This is a genomic window from Stenotrophomonas sp. CFBP8994 (assembly GCF_034044835.1).
Lineage (GTDB): Bacteria > Pseudomonadota > Gammaproteobacteria > Xanthomonadales > Xanthomonadaceae > Stenotrophomonas > Stenotrophomonas rhizophila_A.
In genome coordinates this window covers 31,007-47,970 of record NZ_JAXCWT010000002.1, presented here as the reverse complement: position 1 = coordinate 47,970, position 16,964 = coordinate 31,007, and the positions used below count along the sequence as shown (strand labels likewise).

Sequence of the window (16,964 nt, the reverse complement as noted above, 5' to 3'; positions counted from 1 at the left end):
ATCCTCAGCGTGCCGGGTCGCGGTAGCGGACGGGGTCCGGCCGGAAAAGGTCTTCGTCGAACTTGAAGCGCAGGCGCACGAACACGCCCTGCTGGGTGTACTCATAGCCGTTCAGGTCGCGGTCGCCGGCAAAGCCGGTCCAGTTGTAGCCGGCCGACAACCACAGGTTCTGGCGCAGCAGGCGGCCGACTTCCATGCCGTAGGCGTACTGGTTGGCGCCGCTCTGGCCGCGGAACGTGGAGCCGAGCACGCCGATGTCCCAGTTCTCGGTGATGTCATAGACCACCCGCCCGGACAGCAGCGTGGCGCGGAAGTCACTGTCGACCCGACCCCCGTCGGCGTAGGCGAACTGATCCTGCTGCCACTTGCCGGCCACGCGCCCGGTGAACCACCACGGCCGCGACGGATGCCAATCGGCATGGGCAGAGACAATGTGTGCGCGGGTGCGCACGTCCTGGCTGCTGCCATCCACGGTGCTGCCATCGACCAGGGTCAGCCCGCTCTCGTCGCGCTCGAGCTTGTACTCGTAACGGGCCAGCGCGTTGATCCGGTTGCGGTCGGTATCGCGGTAGGCCACGCCCAGCTGGAAGCGATCCTGCAGCACGTCGCCGCGTGCGTCATAACGCGTGCTCAGCAGGTAGTTGCGGGCCAGCAGGGTCCAGTCGCGGCTGAGCTTGCGGGCCAGCATGAACTGCAGCAGCGTCGTGTTGAACGCCTCATTGGTGTCGGTGTCCGGCACGTCTTCGGAGATGCGGTGCTCGGCCCGTATCGCACCGCGCCACAACGGGTTGGCGCCGTAGTCCAAGGCCAGCGCCAGGCCGGTGCTGTCACCGGTGCTGCCATCGATCACCTTCACGTGCTCGGCCGAACTGGACAGGCGCAGGCCCTCGGCGATGTCCCAGTTGTTGCGGATACCCGAGGCGGCCTGTACGTCGCGGCCACTGATCGCATCGCGCAGGCGGTACTCGCTGAAGGTCTGGGTATCGCGCAGGTAGCTGCTGTCGATACCGAACACCAGCGCGTCGGCCTCTCGGTCGGTGGTGGTGATGCCGTAGGCGCTGGTCAGGCCGGTCTGCTTTTCGTAGCGGCCGTAGAGGCGGCTGCGTTCGAACACCTGGTAGTCCAACCCGGCGGCCAGGCGCCGACGTTCTTCGCCGCTCACGCTGTGCTCGATCTCGGCACCACTGCTGAGCTTGTCGCTCAGGCGATAGCCCAGGCCGAAGCGGGCGCTGTCCGATTCCAGCTCGGTGCCCACCGGCAGGTCGCTGGTGATCGGACTGCCGGTGCTGCTGCCGTTTATCACCATCAGCCCGGTAGCCGGGTCCAGCGCCTGCTGGCCGTAGCCGAGCGCGCCGCCACCGGCACCGGTGGCGAAGCCGCCGGTCAGCCCGCCGGCATTGCCGAACGGTACCCCGGACGACCACGGCGAGGTCACGCCGATGGTTTCGCGGATGCTGCGCACGCCCAGGTCCACGGTCAGCCGTTCAGTAGCGCCAATGCGCACGCCGGCGCCGCCGGCATCGCGCTTGCCACCGTCCGGGTTGCGGTCTTCGCTGCGCAGCCCTTCCACGTACAGCTCCAGCCGCGGCCCAAGCTGGTAGGCCACGCGCGCGTTGTACTCACCGCGACCGCCGTACAGCGGCGCGGCCGGGTTGTTGAACGCCGGGTCGGTACGGGCGGCAAACAGGCGCGCTTCCAGCTTCTCGGTCCGGTGCGCGAATTCCACGCGCCAGGCATCGCCTTCCACCTCGCCGGTGACGTCCTTCAGGCCCTGCGAGGTGATCTGGTTGATGCTGTTGGTGTTGACCTCGCTCTGGGTGCGCGCGAACTCGGCCACCAGCAGGGTGTTGTCACCGAACCGGTAGCTTGCGTTGGCGCTGCCCATGCGGAATTCCGCATACGGGTTGCGGTCATCCACCGCCGCCGCGCCGACTTCCAGCTGGTCGGTGAGCTTCACCTGCGCGTCGGCTCCCACCACCCAGAACTTCTCGGTGTCCTGGTCCAGTTCATAGGTGATGCGCAGCGAGACCGGGTTGAGGTCGCTGTCGAAGGCCGGCAGGAACTGGTTGAGCAGGATGCGGCCGGAGAACGGCTCGAAGCTGTAGTCCACCAGCCGCGCCAACGGCCGCACCGACACGATGCGGGTGGGCTGGTTGCGGTCGCGCGAGATGACTTCGACACGCTCACTGCCTTCCAGCACCGCGTTGTTGCGCAGCGCGTAGGGACCACTGCCCTGGCTGCGGAACTCTTCGATCACCTGGCGCAGGGAATCTTCGATGGCGAACACATTGCTGCGCACGCGTTCGCTTTCGAAATGCCAGCCCAGCCCGGTGGCGGTGCGGTTGTAGGTCCCCAGGCTGCGCTGCGGAATCGGACCGCTGCCGCCGATGCCGGTGGCCGTGGCCAGCCCGTCGCCGGTCTGGAAATCACCGTACAGCAGGTAGCTGCGCTGGTTGTCGATGCGCACGTACAGGCGCTCGGCCGAGCGCGCGTCGAAGCCGCGCAGCGACGCGTCGCCGTAGACCGGGTAGAACTCCTCGGGCTGGATGTCACGCAGCAGGCGGCCGCGGGTGTCCTTGTCCGAATCGTAGGCGGCAGTGAGCAGCGCATCGCCCTTGATCCGGCCCTTGACGAAGAACGCGGTGCGCGCGGCGGCGTTGGCCTTGCCGTTGTTGAACTGGCGCTCCCAGCGACGGATGTCGCGGTCGAACGCGTCGTTGTGCTCCACCGGCGAAACCAGGCTGCCATTGCCGTGGCGACGGAAGTTGACCACGCCTTCGATGAGGCCGGTGGCGATCATCTCGCGCATCTCCGGCACGAAGCCGATGCTGCCCTGCGCGGTTTCGGCCCCTGCGGTGATCCGCAGCAGCACATCCTGCGGCTCGTGCGGCGCGACCAGGTCGAACTCGGCCACGCCGTCGACCACCTGCAGCTGCACGCCCGGGGTGACCTTGTCGGCATCCAGCGCACCCGGACCGAGCTCATCGGTGCGCGAGCCGGGCAGACGGATCCGGCCGCCACTGTTTTCAATCGTCGCGTAGCTGGTGCCGGCCAGCGGCAGACCGTTGGAGTCCAGCAGCTGCACGCGCACGTGCACCGGGCTCTGGCCATCGGCCGGCACGCCGTCGCGGTCCAGCTCGACCACGATGCGGTCCAGCGTGCCCGCTGCGGCGCGCACCGCAACCGGCGCGGCGTCCACGCTGGCGGGGCTGCGCGGGTACAGCGTGCTGGCATCGCCCAGTACCGGGGTGAAGCGGCCCGGCGTACCCACGCTCTGGGCCATCGCCGGCAGGGTTGCCAGCGCACAGGCCAGCAGGCTCAGGCGCGGCAGCTGGCGCACTACGGAAGCACGGCTCATGGCTGGCCCTCCGTGGCGGCGGCGGGCGGTGTGGCTCTGGGATGCACGATCGGTCTCTGGTTGGCCGTGTCGGTCGCCTGCTGCGGCGCCCGTGCGGGTTTGCTCTCGAAGCGCAGCGGCGCTTGGCCCGGTTCGGTTTCCGGCGCCTGCACCTCTCCCTGGGTGCGGCGTGCCTTGACCTGCTCCAGCACCGGGTTGGCGCAGCTGCCTTCGATGAAGTCGGCGCGGTGCAGCTCGCCGTTCTTCAGGTCGAGCAACAGGCTGTCGGCGTCGCCCAGGTTGCGGTTGCTGCTGGTGGTCAGGCGCGCGCCGACCGGCAGCGTGCTGCCGTCGACCTTGAGCGTGTGGCTCTGCGGCGGCAGGCCGCAGAAGCTGTACTTGCCTTCCGAATCGCTGATCACCCAGGTGCCGTCGGAGAAGTACAGGCGCACGCCCGGGATGCCCAGCTCCTCGCGGTCCTGCAGGTGGTTGTTGTTGCAGTCCATGAACACCTTGCCGAGCACACAGGCCTGTTCGGTGAACACGCCACCGGTGACGCGCACGCGGTATTCGGCACGGTTGGAGGCCAGCGAACCGGGCAGCGGGGTGACCGCCACCGGGTCGATGCAGCCGCCGCTGATCGAACAGCCATGGGCCTGCGCACGGTTGATGCCGTCGCCCTGCTGCGCGCCCACGCCCACGCGGACCCGGTAGGTCAGCACGATCTGGCCACCGACAGTGATCGGCCCCAGCGCGAAGCCCAGCAGCGGGCCAGGCTTGCCGGCCGGGTCGGCCACCGCACGGCCGTCGGCACGCGCGGTGCCGTCGATGTAGGTGAAGCCACGCGGCAGGCGGTCGATCACGTTCAACGCGGCCAGCGCACTGCCGGCGGTCTGGCGCACGGTGATGGTGTACTGCACGGTGTCGCCGATTTCGGCGGTCTGGCGGTCGCCGGTCTTCGTGATCGCCAGACCCGTGGCCACCGCCGTATCCAGCGGCAGATGGTTGTGCACGATCGCTGCGGTGGCCGAACCCGCGAACAGGGTCAGGTAGTACTCGGTCGCCGTACCCACCGCGCCGGTCGGCGCCTGGGTGTTGGTCTGCACGACATGGTTGGCACCGGCACCGCCGGCCGGCGACAACGCGCCCGCCTGCGGCGGAATCATCGTCGACACGAAGGTGTAACCCCCCGGCGGCGTGACGGTCAGCTGGAACTCGCAGCGGGCCGGCGCGGCCGGCGCGAAGGCGAACTGGTAGAAGCCTTCGCTGCCGACGGTCATCGCAATCGTGTTGCCGTCAATGCGATAGCCACCACCGGCTGCATTGAGCACGCTGGTTCGCGGGTCATACCCGCTGCACAGGCCAACCGGCGCCAGGGTCACCACCGAACCGGGAACCGGGTCGCGGGTGGTGGCGTCGTACACCACGCCTGACGGGTCCACCGGCAGGCTCTGCTGCGCGAGGTGGTCGCCGGCGCGCAGCACCACTTCCAGCTGGCTGGTGCCGTTGTCGGTGGTGCGGCAGGCGCTGACGCCGCCGCGCGCGATCGCCGCGTCGGCGTCGCAGGCTTCCTGCACGCCGCCGGCACTTTCGCGGGTGACCGGGAACGGCCACAGCACGGTGGAGCGCGGGTCGCGGAAGCGGATGTTCCACTTCACGCCTGGCACCACATCGCCGAAGCGGTAGCTGCCGTCAGCCGCACTCACGGTGGTCTTCACCACCTGGCCGTTGGCGGGGTCCACCAGCTCCACGATCCAGGCCGACAGACGACGGTCGCCGCCATCCAGCAGCTGGTCATCGCTGCCCACGTCGAACCACACGGTTCCACCGACCGACGCGGCCAGCTGCACGCTGTTGGGCACGCGGCAGGCGTTGTGGATGATGGTGTCCACGCACGCCGGCAGGTTGCCCACTTCGCCCTCGAACGCAGCGCGTTCGGTTGCGGTCGGGGCGCGGAACGGGTTCTCGCCGCCGCCTTCCACCAGCGCGGCGTTGTTGACTGTGCCGGCCTCGGCCGCTGCGGCGGCCACGCGCACCACCACGGCGATGCTGTCCGGCGATACCGCACCGGCAGCCAGCACGCGCTGGCTGGTGCAGCTGAAGCGGGTTGCGCCGGGTTCGCCGGTGCAGGTCCAGCCGGTCCCCACCGGCAGGCTGTCCAGGCTCAGGCCCGTCGGCAGGCGGTCGTGCACCGTGTACTCGCCACGGCTCGGCTGTTGGCCGGCGTTGCGCACCTGGATGGTGTAACCGGCCAGGTTGTTGACCGTGAAGCGCGTGCTGGTGGACGCCTTGCTGACCATCAGGTCGGGCGAATCGCCGATCTCACCGAAGTTGTACTCCAGCGCGTCCATGCCCAGCGGCAGCACGATCTGGCTGATCGCCGACGGCACGCTGGCGCGGTCACTGGCCACACCGACCAGGGCGGCGTTGACGGTGCCGGCGCTGGTAATGCCGTTGAGCGTCTGCGGCGGCTGGGTCGGCTCGGTCACGGTGTAGGTGCCCGGGCGCAGGCCCTCGAAGCGGTAGCAGCCTTCGGCATCGGTGTTCAACGTGAGCGATACCGGCTGGCCAAGGTCATCGGTGCCGGTCAGCACCACGCTGACCCCGGCAATGCCGCCTTCGCCGCTGTCGACGCTGCCGTTGTCGTTACTGTCGTTGTAGACGCGGCCGGCAATGCTGGCGGTCGGAATCTCACCAAAGTTGTTGTTCACCGACTGCTGGTTCACGCCCAGCACCAGCGCAGTGATCTGCGAAGGCGCCGTGCCCGGCGCGGTCACGCTGCCACCGGTGCTGCCGGCCACGGTGCGGCCATCGCGGGTGCCGGTGGGCTGCTCCGGTTCGGTCACCACGTAGGTGCCCGGCGGCAGCTCGGCGAAGCTGTAGCTGCCGTCGGCGTCGGTCACGGTCTCGCGGCTGATCGGATTGCCGGCCAGGTCGGTGCCGGTCAGGGTGACCCGCACATTGGCCAGGCCGGTTTCGCCCGGGTCGACCACGCCGTCATTGTTGCGGTCGGTCCAGACCTTGCCGCTGATGCCGCTGTTGAGCGGAATCTCGCCGAACAGGTTGTCCACCGAGGCGCTGCCCGGGGTGCTCAGATCGATGGTGCTGATCGCGCTGGGCACGGTGGTGATCGGGGTGGCAGTGCCACGCGGCGTGCCGCCCACGGTGCCGGCGGTGGTGATGCCGTTGCTGGTGCCGGCCGGCTGCTGCGGTTCAACAAGCGTGTAGGTGCCCGGGCGCAGCCCTTCGAACACGAAGCGGCCATCGGCACCGGTCTGCACGCTGACCGAGACGCTGGCGCCGGTGTCGTCGGTACCGGTGACCTGCACGGTCACCGCTTCGATGCCGGTTTCAGCGGCACCGTTGCGCACGCCATCGTTGTCGACGTCGAAGAACACCGCGCCGGCGATGGACACCGGCAGGATCTCGCCGAAGTCATAGGCGGTCCCTGCCTTGCCGGCCGGCAGCGTGATCGCGTTGATCGCGCTCGGCACGCTGGCCACGGCCGTGGACACGCCCACGATGGCGCCGTCGATGCTGCCGGCACGGGTGAGGCCGTTGAGGGTCGGGCCGCCATTGAACGACGGCTGCGTGGCCTGCTCGGTCACGCTGTAGGTGCCGGCCAGCAGGTGGTCGAAGCGGTAGCGGCCGTCGGCATCGGTCGCCACGGTGACCACGGCGTTGCCCAGCGCATCGACCGTGCCGGCCGGCAGCTGCAGCTGCACGCCCGGCAGGCCCGGCTCGCCGGCGTCCTGCACGCCGTTGTTGTTGCGGTCCAGGAACACGGTGCCGGACAGCGACGCGGCCAGCTCGCCGAAGTCGTTGCCGCTGGCGCCGGCGGCGGGCAGGTTGGCGATCAGGATGACGTTGCCCGGCTGCTCGCGGCCTTCGCCCAGCCCGGTCGGCTGGATTTCGGTGATGCGGTAGGCCTGGCCGGCGATCGCGCCAGGGTAGCTGTACTGGCCATCGGCATTGGTGACCAGGGTGACAGTGGTGTCGTCGGGCGTCCCGAACACGCCGTCGGCGCCATTGCCGACGATGGTCACCTGCACGCCGGGCACGCCGATGTCGCCGGCGGTGTTGTCGCCATCGTCGTTGCGGTCCAGGTACACCGTGCCGCTGATCGGCGCATTGGCCAGTTCGCCAAACAGGTAGCCGCTGGCGTCCTGCCCGGCGTTGATGGCGATCGCGGAAATGACGTTGGCCACGGCCGTGCTGCCGGGGGTGGCCGCATTGCCGGCCGCATGCTTGCCGTCCAGGTAACCGGCCGGCTGCGTTTCGGTCAGGGTGTAGCCGGTGCCGGCCTGCGGCGGCAACAGGTCGCTGAAGCGGTAGCCACCGTTGGCATCGGTGCTGGTGGTCAGCACGACCGGATTGCCAAGCACGTCCGTGCCCGACAGGGTCACGGTGACGTTGGCGATGGCGTTTTCACCGGCGTCGCGGCGGCCGTTGTTGTTGTTGGCCGCCACGTTGGAGAAGTCTTCGTAGACCTCGCCGCTGAGCGAACCGAGCGCCTCGCCGAAATCGTTGCCACTGGAACCGGTCAACGGCAGCGCGTTGAGGGTGATGCTGTTGGTCGCGTTTTCGGCGGCGTTCGCATACCCCTGCGGCTGGGTTTCAGTGATGCGGTAGTTCTGCCCGACCACCAGGCCGTCGAAATCGTAGCGGCCCTGCGCGTCGGTCTGCACCACCACCGGTGGCAGGTCATCGCCCGTACCGAACACGCCGTCGGGGCCCGCGCCGATGAGGGTGACGGTGACGCCCTGCAGGCCGCCATTGGCCTGCGAATTGCGCGTACCGGCATCGCCGGCGTCGAAGTCGCCGTTGCCGTTGCGGTCCAGGTACACATGGCCGGAGATGGCGGTGACCGCGTCTTCGCCGAAGTTGAACGCAGTGGCGTCTTCGCCGCGCGACAGGTCGATGTTGCCGATCCGGTCGGTGGTGGCGGCATCGCCGGCCGCGCCGGTGGCCACGGTGCAGCCTGCGCACGCCGCCGTACCCACCAGGCCCGGATTGATCGCGCTCGGGCGGTTGCGGTAGCTGCCGGTGGGCAGCACTTCGCGCAGCGTGTACACCTGCAGCGGGTTCAGCCCGGGGAAGCTGTAGCTGCCGTCGGCGGCGGTGGTGGCACTGGCCACCACGCTGCCGGCCGCGTCGAGCAGTTCGACGGTGGCATTGGCAATCGGGGCGTCGCCGGTGTTGCGGGTGTTGCTGTAGTTGCTGTCGACGTAGACGAAGCCGGACAACGCCGGGCGGCGCACTTCCGGGAAGTTGTAGCGCACGGCGTCCACGCCCGCGCCCAGCGCGATGGCGGAGTAGAGCGAGTTGGCGCTGATCGCCGGATCGACCACGGCATAGGTACCACCGGCCGACGGCGCCAGGCCGCCCGCAACGGGCGGTGCCACCGGCCCATTGACGTACGCGGCCGGCTGCACCTGGGTCAGCGTGTAGCCGTCGGTACCGGCCGGCGCAAGGTTGTCGAAGCGGTAGGCGCCGTTGCCGTCGGTGGTGGTGGTGAGCGCCACCGCGTTGCCGTAGGCATCGGTGCCGGTGAGGCGGACTTCGACGCCGGAAATGGTCGGTTCGCCGGCCTGCGGCGTGCCGCCGTCGGTGCCGCTGCGCTCGCGGTCCTGGAACACCACGCCGGTCAGCGAGGACCGCACCACGGTGTGGGTGCTGGTGCCTTCGTCATTGCCGGGGGTCGGGTCGAGCTGGTCGCTGGTGGCGCGTGCGGTGTTGAGGCCGGCGCCATTGGCCGGCAGCGTGGTCCAGCGCGCGGGCACCAGCACGCGGACGCGGCCGTCCAGCGCCAGGTCGCCCATGCGGCAGGTAAGGTTGCGACCGTTCACCACGCAGCTGCCGGTGCCGTTGCTGACCACGCCGGCATCGGCGGTGTTGCCGGCCTTCTGCCAGCTGGTGCCTTCGCCGCCGCCGATCACCTCCAGGCCTGCCGGCAGCGTATCGGTCACCACCACGCCATCGCCGCGCAGCGGGTTGTCGCCGCTGCGGTCGCGCGACAGGCTGTGGCCCGGGCCGTTGTTGACCACGTCCAGCACGTACCAGAACGGCTGGCGCAGGCTGATCGTGGTGGCAGCGGCGGGCAGCGGCTGGGTCGGGTTGGCATTGGGCGCCAGCACCACGCTGGTCTTGGTCATTGCCAGATCCGAGCGCGTGCGGATGCTGGTCTCCTGCACCGCGCTGTTGTTGCTGGTATCGCGCTCGGTTTCGGCCGAGCGTGCGGTGACCTCGTTCAGCAGCGTCGCGCCGGTGGCCGGCGGCGCGCTGAGGTACTGGTACACCAGGTACAGGTAGCTGGTCTGGTTGGCGGCGATCGCCCCCTGTTCGGTGGTGGACACACCCACGCTGGGCATGCTGCACGACAGGGTCTGCGGCGCCGTGGTGGGATTGCTGCTGCCTGGGGCAACGGTACAGCGCACGCCCGGTGCTTCCATCGCGCCCTGCGGGGTGGTGGCGGTGCCGGTGCGGCTGCCGACGAAGGCGACATTGGCGCCACTGGCCGGGGTGATGGTGTCTTCGATCACCGTGCGGGTGGCCAGCGACGGGCCGTCGTTGCGCACGCTGACCTGGTACAGGATGTAGTTGTTGGCTTCCTGGCCCACGCGCGAATCAAAGCCCAGCGGATCTACCGCGCCGGCGAAGTTCTGGTCGATCTTGTTGACGATCAGGTCCACTTCACCCGCGGTGAAATCCAGCGCGGCGGCGCGCAGGTCATCGTCGGTGCGGCTGTTGTAGTTGTAGCTGCGCCCGCTGCCGTCGACACCGCTGGCCGGTACCGGACTGCCGGTGTTGTCCGGATCGAAATGGAACGAGCCATCGTTGGTGAAACGGCGGCCGGTGTTACCGCTGTTGACGTTCGGGCGGATCACCACCGTCATGGTCTGGGTGGAGTTGTTGGCCATGTCCTGCGGCGCACAGGTCAGCCGCAGCGTGGCGGGCGCGCCGCCGGTGTTGAACCACGAGGTGCCGCCCGGGGCGGGCGCCGAGCTGATCGCCGCATCGTTGGAGGTCACGCTGCACGCGGTGCTGCCGCTGCCGGTGCGCACCGCCGAAATCAATACGAAACCGGCGTCATTGGCCGGCAGGGTGAAGGTATCGCTGAACACCACACCACGGGCCGTGGACGGACCCCGGTTCTGGTAGGTGATGCGGTAGGTGGTGTTGACGCCGGCGCGGCCCGGGCTGCCGGAGGTGATGTCCTTGGCGGTGGTGGCCACGTTGGCCACCGGGTCGATCTGCACCCAGTCCGAGGCGCTGTTGTTGCCCGGGTTGGCTTCGCCGATCGAACCGCTCACGGTCGGATCGATGCTGACGCCAGCGGTGTTGCAGAAACGGCCGGCCGGCATCGCCACGCCACCGCAGGTACCGGCGGCCTGGCTCTGGCTGTCGAACAGACCACGGTTGACGGTGAACACGATCGTGGCGGTGGCGCCGGCCGCGAGCGCGGTGCCGGCGGAGCGGCAGATGTAGCCGCTGCCGACCACATCGCAGGTCCAGCCGGCCGGCACGATGTTCTTGGTGACGGTGGTGCTGCCGGTGACAAAGCCCGGGATGGGGTCGTTGACCACCACGCCGGTGGTGGTTGCGCCGTTGTTGGTGACCTGCAGCGTGTAGCTGACCCCACCATCCGCTTCCCGGATCACGTTGTCCGCGTCGCCAGCGCCATTGGTGCGCTTGGTGATGGACAGGTCGGCCCGGGCGTCGGTGGCGCGGCTCTGCCCGCCGGTGCAGTCATTGCCGGTGTTCGGATCCAGGTTGATGCCACCGGCGGTGGTCGGTTCGGCCGAACCGCCGCTGCCGCCGGTACAGGCGGTATTGGCCAGCGTGCCCTGCAGGCGCGCAAGCGTGTACAGGGTCAGCGCGGCGGAGTTGCCGTTGACCGCAACCGGGTAGCCACCAGTCTGGGTGCAGGTGACGACCTGCGCCGGGGCCCCGCTCCAGGCGCGGTCCACGCTGCAGCTGAAACCGCCCACGGTCACGGGCACGCCCGCCGCGTAGGGCTGCCCACTGGCATCGACCCACTCTTCGCCCGCGGCAAGCGTATCGACCAGCTGCAGGTTGCCGGTGACCGTGCGCGGGCCCAGGTTCTGCGCGCGCAGGGTGCTGGTCATCACGCTGTCGGTGCGCAGGCCGGTGTTGTTCCACACCGGTACCAGCGCCGGGGTCTTGGTCTTGGTCATGCGCAGATCGGCGCCGTCGGGGATGACGGTCAGGCCGACGCTGCCTTCGTTGTTGGTCAGCACCGGGTCCGGCGTGGCCGCGCTGATCTGGGCGGTGTTGGTGACCATGCCGCTGCTGTTGGTGCCGGTGGATGGCACCTGCGCCTGGATCGCGATCTGCGCCTGCGCGCCCGGTGCGAAGCTTGCGACGTTGCAGGTGACCACGGTGCGCTCGGCGTTGTTGCTGCACGACCAGCCGCCGGGTCCGGATACCCCGTTGACGATGAAACCTTCCGGCAGCGCATCGCGCAGAACCACCGTGGTGGCGGCGCTGGGACCATCGTTGCGCGCGGTCAGCGTATAGGTGACCACCGAACCGGCGGCTGCCGGCGCGGGCGATACCGACTTGGACACCAGCAGGTCCGCACCGGCGGTCACCTGCGTGGTCACCTGGGCAGCGTTGTTGTCCGGCACCGGGTCGGGCACGTTGCCGGCGTTGACCACCGCCGAATTGACGATGTTGCCGGTGCCGACATTGACCTTGCCGCGGAACGAATAGCTGGTGCTCGCGCCTACCGCCAGGGTGCCGTTGTAGGTGCCGTTCTGCTGGGTGAAGGCCCAGTCCGCACCGGTCGGCGCGCCGACCAGGGTGACGTTCGGCGGCAGCGTATCGGCGACCCGGAAGCCGGTGGTGACGCTGGGGCCGGCGTTGCGCACGGTCAGGGTGTAGGTGACTTCACCGCCGCCAATCACCGGATCGGGCGTGGCGCTCTTGCTGAGTTCCAGGTCGGCCGCCGCCTGGATGGTGGTGTTCTGGCTGGTGCGGTTGTTGGCAACGTTGGTATCGCTGCCGAAGAACGGGTCGGTGTTCTGCAGCGAGTTGATCGGCGTGGTCGCCGGCGGCAGCGCGTTGGCGAAACCGATCGCGGCACGCACGGTGATGGTGGCCGGCTGCGAGGCGATGGTGGTGACCGGCAGCTTGAATTCGTAGGGCGCCGTGGAGGCATTCAATGCCGGGTTCGTGCACACCACGCGGGTAGTGCCGGCAGCGCCGGCCGAGGCGCTGCAGCCCGCCGGGGCGGTGCCGCCCAGCGCGGTGCCGGCGGGCAGGTCGAACAGGGTCACGCTGCCGCTGGCGGTGTCGTTGGCGCCGTTTTCGACCTTGACGTTGTAGATCACCGTGGTGCCGGCCGGCACCGGGTCGTAACCGGTGTCGGAGAAGTCGGTGATCTGCAGGTCGATGGCGAGTGCGGGTAGTGGCAGCGCCATCAGCAGGGCCAGCAGGGCGCGGCGCAGCGACAACCGCCAGGACTGCGCCTGCGTGCGCTCAAACGGCGTTGCCGCCGCGCAGATACCTGCGCGATCGCTCTGGATGGACATGCGTTTTCCCCTGTTCCGGTCGTTGCAGCGTTCACAGGGAACGCCGCACGATGCGTACCCAACGCAACCGGTCCAGACGTCCCCTGTCAGATGAATCCCAGGCCTGCAGGCGACAGACGTCGCCGACGGTGCCGGGCGGGGCGGATTGTGATGTTGCCGTGAAGGCAAGTCAGTGCCGGCGGCTCACGCACGCTCACACCGGCTCACACAGACCCGCGCGGGTCAGGCGGTAAGCAGGTAGCCCTGGCCGCGCAGCGCGCGGATCGGCAGCTCGACATCGGTGGCGCTGCGCACGCGCGTGCGCAGGCGATGGACCAGCACATCCAGGCGGTGCGGATCGAAATCCCACGGGGTGTCGGTGATGTTGGCGATCAGCTGCTCGCGGGTGACGGCGCCGCCGTTGGCCGCGAACAGCAACTGCAGCACGCCGCGCTCCATCATCGTCAGCGCCAGTGTGGCGGCGGTCGGTGCGTGCAGGGTCCAGCCGTCATCGGCCAATCGCCAGCGTGGCGGCGCCGTGGCGGGGGCCGGCGCGGTGGAAGGAGGCGACAGGCGGCGGCGCAGGCTGTGCAGGCCGGCTGCCAGCACATCCAGGTCCGGTGGCTTGACCAGATACAGGTCGGCGCCCTGGGTCAGGCCCAGCGCCATGTCACGGGGATCGCCACGGCCGGTCAACATCACGATGCCGATCGAGGCCGAGGCGCGAAGGTGGCTCGCCACCGTGTAGCCGTCTTCGCCAGGCAGGCCCACGTCCAGCACCACGATGTCGCAGCGGTCGCTCAGCAGCGCGCGGTACAGGGCTTCGGCGCTGTCCAGGCCACGCACGGTCGCGCCGCGCCAGGCCAGGTCGTCCAGCAGCAGTGCAAGCAGCTCCGGGTCGTCTTCAACCACCCAGACCTTCAGCCCTTCAAGTTCCCGTACTGCAGTCACGTGGTGCGTCGCTTCCTCCGGATCCAGCCTGCAGTCTAGCCGCCGCCCGGGAACCCGCCAAATGCTACAAAAGCCGCAGTGCCGGGGCGTGTGGGTGCAAGCGACAGTGGGGCGTCGTGGTTGCCGCTTGTTCGTGTGGATCGGGGCAGGCAGCGTTGACCGCCCCTCGTTCCCACGGAGTTCCAGCATGCCCGTAGCCACCTCGCCGCCCGCCATACTCACCCCGCTCTTGCGCCACCGCCTGGAAACCTCGCTGCCCGCGGACCAACGCGAGGTCACCTGCAACGCGCTCAGCAACCTGCTGTATTCGGTCTGGAACGCCCGAGCCGTCACTGAAACCCCTCCGCCGGCTGACCGTACCAGCCGTTGGCCGATGGCGCAGATCTACCAGCGGCTGGCGGTTCCGGTAGCCGGTTCCCCTTTCGGTCCGCTCAGTGCGGATGAACACCGCACGCTGCAGCTGGTGCACTACCTGCACGAAGTGGAAGCGGCACTGCCGCTTGATCCCGGAGGCGATCCCGCCGTGCGGCGGCCGCAGAGCCAGATCCATGCCCACGTGCTGCATGAACTACGCCGCGAGTTCTCGTTGCTGCCGGTGCCGGTAACGTTGACCTGGCGCGAGCTGGCAGTCAGCGATATTGCCGTCAAGCTGCTGGCCAAGGCCGAGCGGCTGGGCTTTCAGCCCACAGAAGTACGGGCACTGGGTGCGCAGCAGTTGGACGCGGTGGCAGGCGTTCACCGCGGCGGCATGAAGCTGACCCTGGTGGCGTGGAACGGCGCCGCGCCGCCAGAGCGCTCGCACGCTGCAGCCAACCCCAACGTCTGGGACCCCGGCAACCCGCTGGGCAACGAACTGGATCTGCTGCTCGCGCCCTTGCAGATGGACTGGACCGGGCTGACGCCGCTGGCCCGTTGAAGGGCGCCGGCCTACTCGGCCGGCACGCCCATTTCGGTCAGCAGTGCCGGCGCCGGGTAGACCTTGGCCAGCAGCCAGCGCAGGTAGCGCATGTCCACGTGCACGGCGCGCTTGAAGCGCGGGTCGAACCACCAGCTGGCGCTGACCGATTCCCAGTTGCTGTCGAAGTTCAGCCCGATCAGCTCGCCGCGTGCATTGAGCACCGGTGAGCCGGAGTTGCCGCCGGTGGTATCCAGGTTGGTCAGGAAGTTGACCGTCTGGGTCTTCAGTACCGGGTCGGCGGTGCTGCCGAAATCGCCCTTGGCGATGGCCGCCAGCAACGGCTTGGGCGCATCGAACGGGAATGCATTGGTGTTCTTCTCGACGATGCCGGCCACGGTGGTCACCGGATCGAAATGCACCGCATCGCGCGGGGACAGCGCTTCCACCTTGCCGTAGCTGATGCGCAGGGTACGGTTGGCGTCCGGGTAAACCGCCCTGCCCTGCTTTGCCCGCCACGCAAACAGCGCCTGCATGTAGGCCGGGCGCAGGCGCAGCTGCTCGCCTTCGCGTTCCTTGCGCTCACCCTCCATGCGCAGCTGCGCGGCCACCAGCGGGCCGGCCAGGTCGATCAGCGGGTCGCGCGCCAATGCCTTGCCTTCCTTCGCAGCGGCGAAGCGACTCAGGCGTTCGGCTTCATCACCCAGCCGGGTACCGCTGTACAGCGCGTCCAACGCCTTGGCCAGCGCGGCCGGGGTACGGCCGAACGCGGCGTCGAACTCGGGCACGCGCTGTGCATCGGGCAACTGCTGGTAGCGGGTCAGCAGATTCGTCAGCAGCGCCTTCTCGACCTCCGGCGCGTAGCGGCGCTGGACCTGCTTGAGGGTGCCTTCGATCAGCGCCTGATCGCGCTGCTGGTAGCCGCTTTCGCGCTCGGTATCGGGCTTGGCCGATTCGATGCGCAGGCGCTCCAGCAGCAGCGCCGAACGCAGCAGCTGGCTCTGCGCGGCGGCCTGTTCCAGCACGAAATCGCGCTCGCCCATCGACGCGCCCTGCGACAGCGAGCCCAGCAGCGCCTGGATGTCCGGCTGCCAGGTCGCATCGGTAGCCTTCAGCATCGCCGCCTCATCGGTGGCGCGCTGGGTCTTGGCATCGCTGCGCAGCAGGCCTTCCAGCTCACCGGCGGCACGCTTGCGGTTGTTTTTCAGCGACTGCAGCTGCGCGGCATAGCGGGTGCGCGCCTGCGCATCCTTGGCCGTGGTCGCTTCGATGGTGTCGATCATCTGCTGGAACACCGCGACCCTGCGCGGCAGCACCGCGTCGATCTGGCCGGCGAACTCGGCCGCCGTGCGGTGGCGGTAGGTGATGCCCGGGTAACCGGCCAGCATGGCGAAATCACCTGTCTTCGGCCCGTCGACCGACATCTTCAGGTGCGCCGGCGGGTGATAAGGCACGTTGTCCGGGCTGTAGGCAGCCGGCTTGCCGTCCTTGCCCACGTAGGCGCGCAGCAGGGTGAAATCGCCGGTGTGGCGCGGCCACATGAAGTTGTCGATCTCATCGCCGTAGTTGCCGATCGCGCGCGGCGGCGCGTACACCAACCGCACATCGCTCAGTTCCAGCTGGCGGATGCGGTAGAAATCGGTGCCGTAGTACATGTCGGCCACGCTGCAGCGCACGTTGCCTTCCTGCTCGCACTCGGCCACCAGCCGCTTGCTGGCGCGGTCCACTGCGTCGAAGTAGGCGCGGCCGGTCTTGCCGCGCGCGTCGCGCAGCACCTCATCGGTGACCTTGTCGAAGCCGGTGGTGACCAGCACGCGGAAATCCGGGTTGGACGGGCGCTCATCGCTGCGGCCCTGGGCGATGAAGCCGCCGTCGATCAGGTTGTGCTCGGCGGTGCTGTTGTACTGGATCACCCCCATGGCCACATGGTGGTTGGTCAGCAGCAGGCCATCGTCGGAGACGAACGAACCGGTGCCGCCACCGGCACGCACCACGGCGCTCAGCGGCGCGGCGGTCACGTTGGCCAGGTCGGCCGGGTTGCCCTTGAACCCGGCGGCCTTCAGCGGCTTGGCCAGGTCCGGCAGCTGGGTCGGCATCCACATGCCTTCGTCGGCGTGGGCGCCGGCGGCGAGGGTGAGGCCAAGGGCCAGGGCGGCGCTGAGGGGCTTGCGTGCGGGCATGGGTGCATCCAGTACGGCGGAACGAGCGGGCACCTTAGCCACTGGGCGCGCGCGGGGCAACGCCC

5 protein-coding genes are annotated in these 16,964 nt (G+C 69.1%); 1 reads left to right on the top strand and 4 read right to left on the bottom strand.

The features are described 5' to 3' along the window. Nucleotides 1-4: 4 nt before the first annotated feature. The 3 genes from SOM39_RS04990 to SOM39_RS04980 form a co-directional block, all read right to left on the bottom strand. Nucleotides 5-3,358, bottom strand: a complete 3,354-nt coding sequence (locus SOM39_RS04990; RefSeq protein WP_320457683.1) for a hypothetical protein — start codon at nucleotides 3,356-3,358, stop codon at nucleotides 5-7. Then, on the bottom strand, nucleotides 3,355-12,894 hold the full coding sequence (locus tag SOM39_RS04985; RefSeq protein WP_320457682.1) for an SdrD B-like domain-containing protein: 9,540 nt from the start codon (nucleotides 12,892-12,894) through the stop codon (nucleotides 3,355-3,357). Before SOM39_RS04985 ends, SOM39_RS04990 begins: the two co-directional genes overlap by 4 nt. Before the next feature lie 222 nt (nucleotides 12,895-13,116). After that, nucleotides 13,117-13,824 carry a response regulator transcription factor gene (locus SOM39_RS04980; protein WP_320457681.1) on the bottom strand — a complete coding sequence of 236 codons (708 nt, stop codon included), beginning with the start codon at nucleotides 13,822-13,824 and terminating at the stop codon, nucleotides 13,117-13,119. A gap of 187 nt (nucleotides 13,825-14,011) precedes the next feature. Here SOM39_RS04980 and SOM39_RS04975 point away from each other — a divergent pair, with 187 nt between their 5' ends. Beyond that, on the top strand, nucleotides 14,012-14,740 hold the full coding sequence (locus tag SOM39_RS04975) for a hypothetical protein (RefSeq protein ID WP_320457680.1): 729 nt from the start codon (nucleotides 14,012-14,014) through the stop codon (nucleotides 14,738-14,740). An 11-nt stretch (nucleotides 14,741-14,751) separates the two neighbouring features. Here the strand turns inward: SOM39_RS04975 and SOM39_RS04970 are convergent, their stop codons facing one another. After that, the gene (locus tag SOM39_RS04970) at nucleotides 14,752-16,899 is read right to left on the bottom strand and encodes a S46 family peptidase (protein WP_320457679.1); all 2,148 of its coding nucleotides are present in this window, start codon (nucleotides 16,897-16,899) and stop codon (nucleotides 14,752-14,754) included. Between the last annotated feature and the right edge of the window lie 65 nt (nucleotides 16,900-16,964).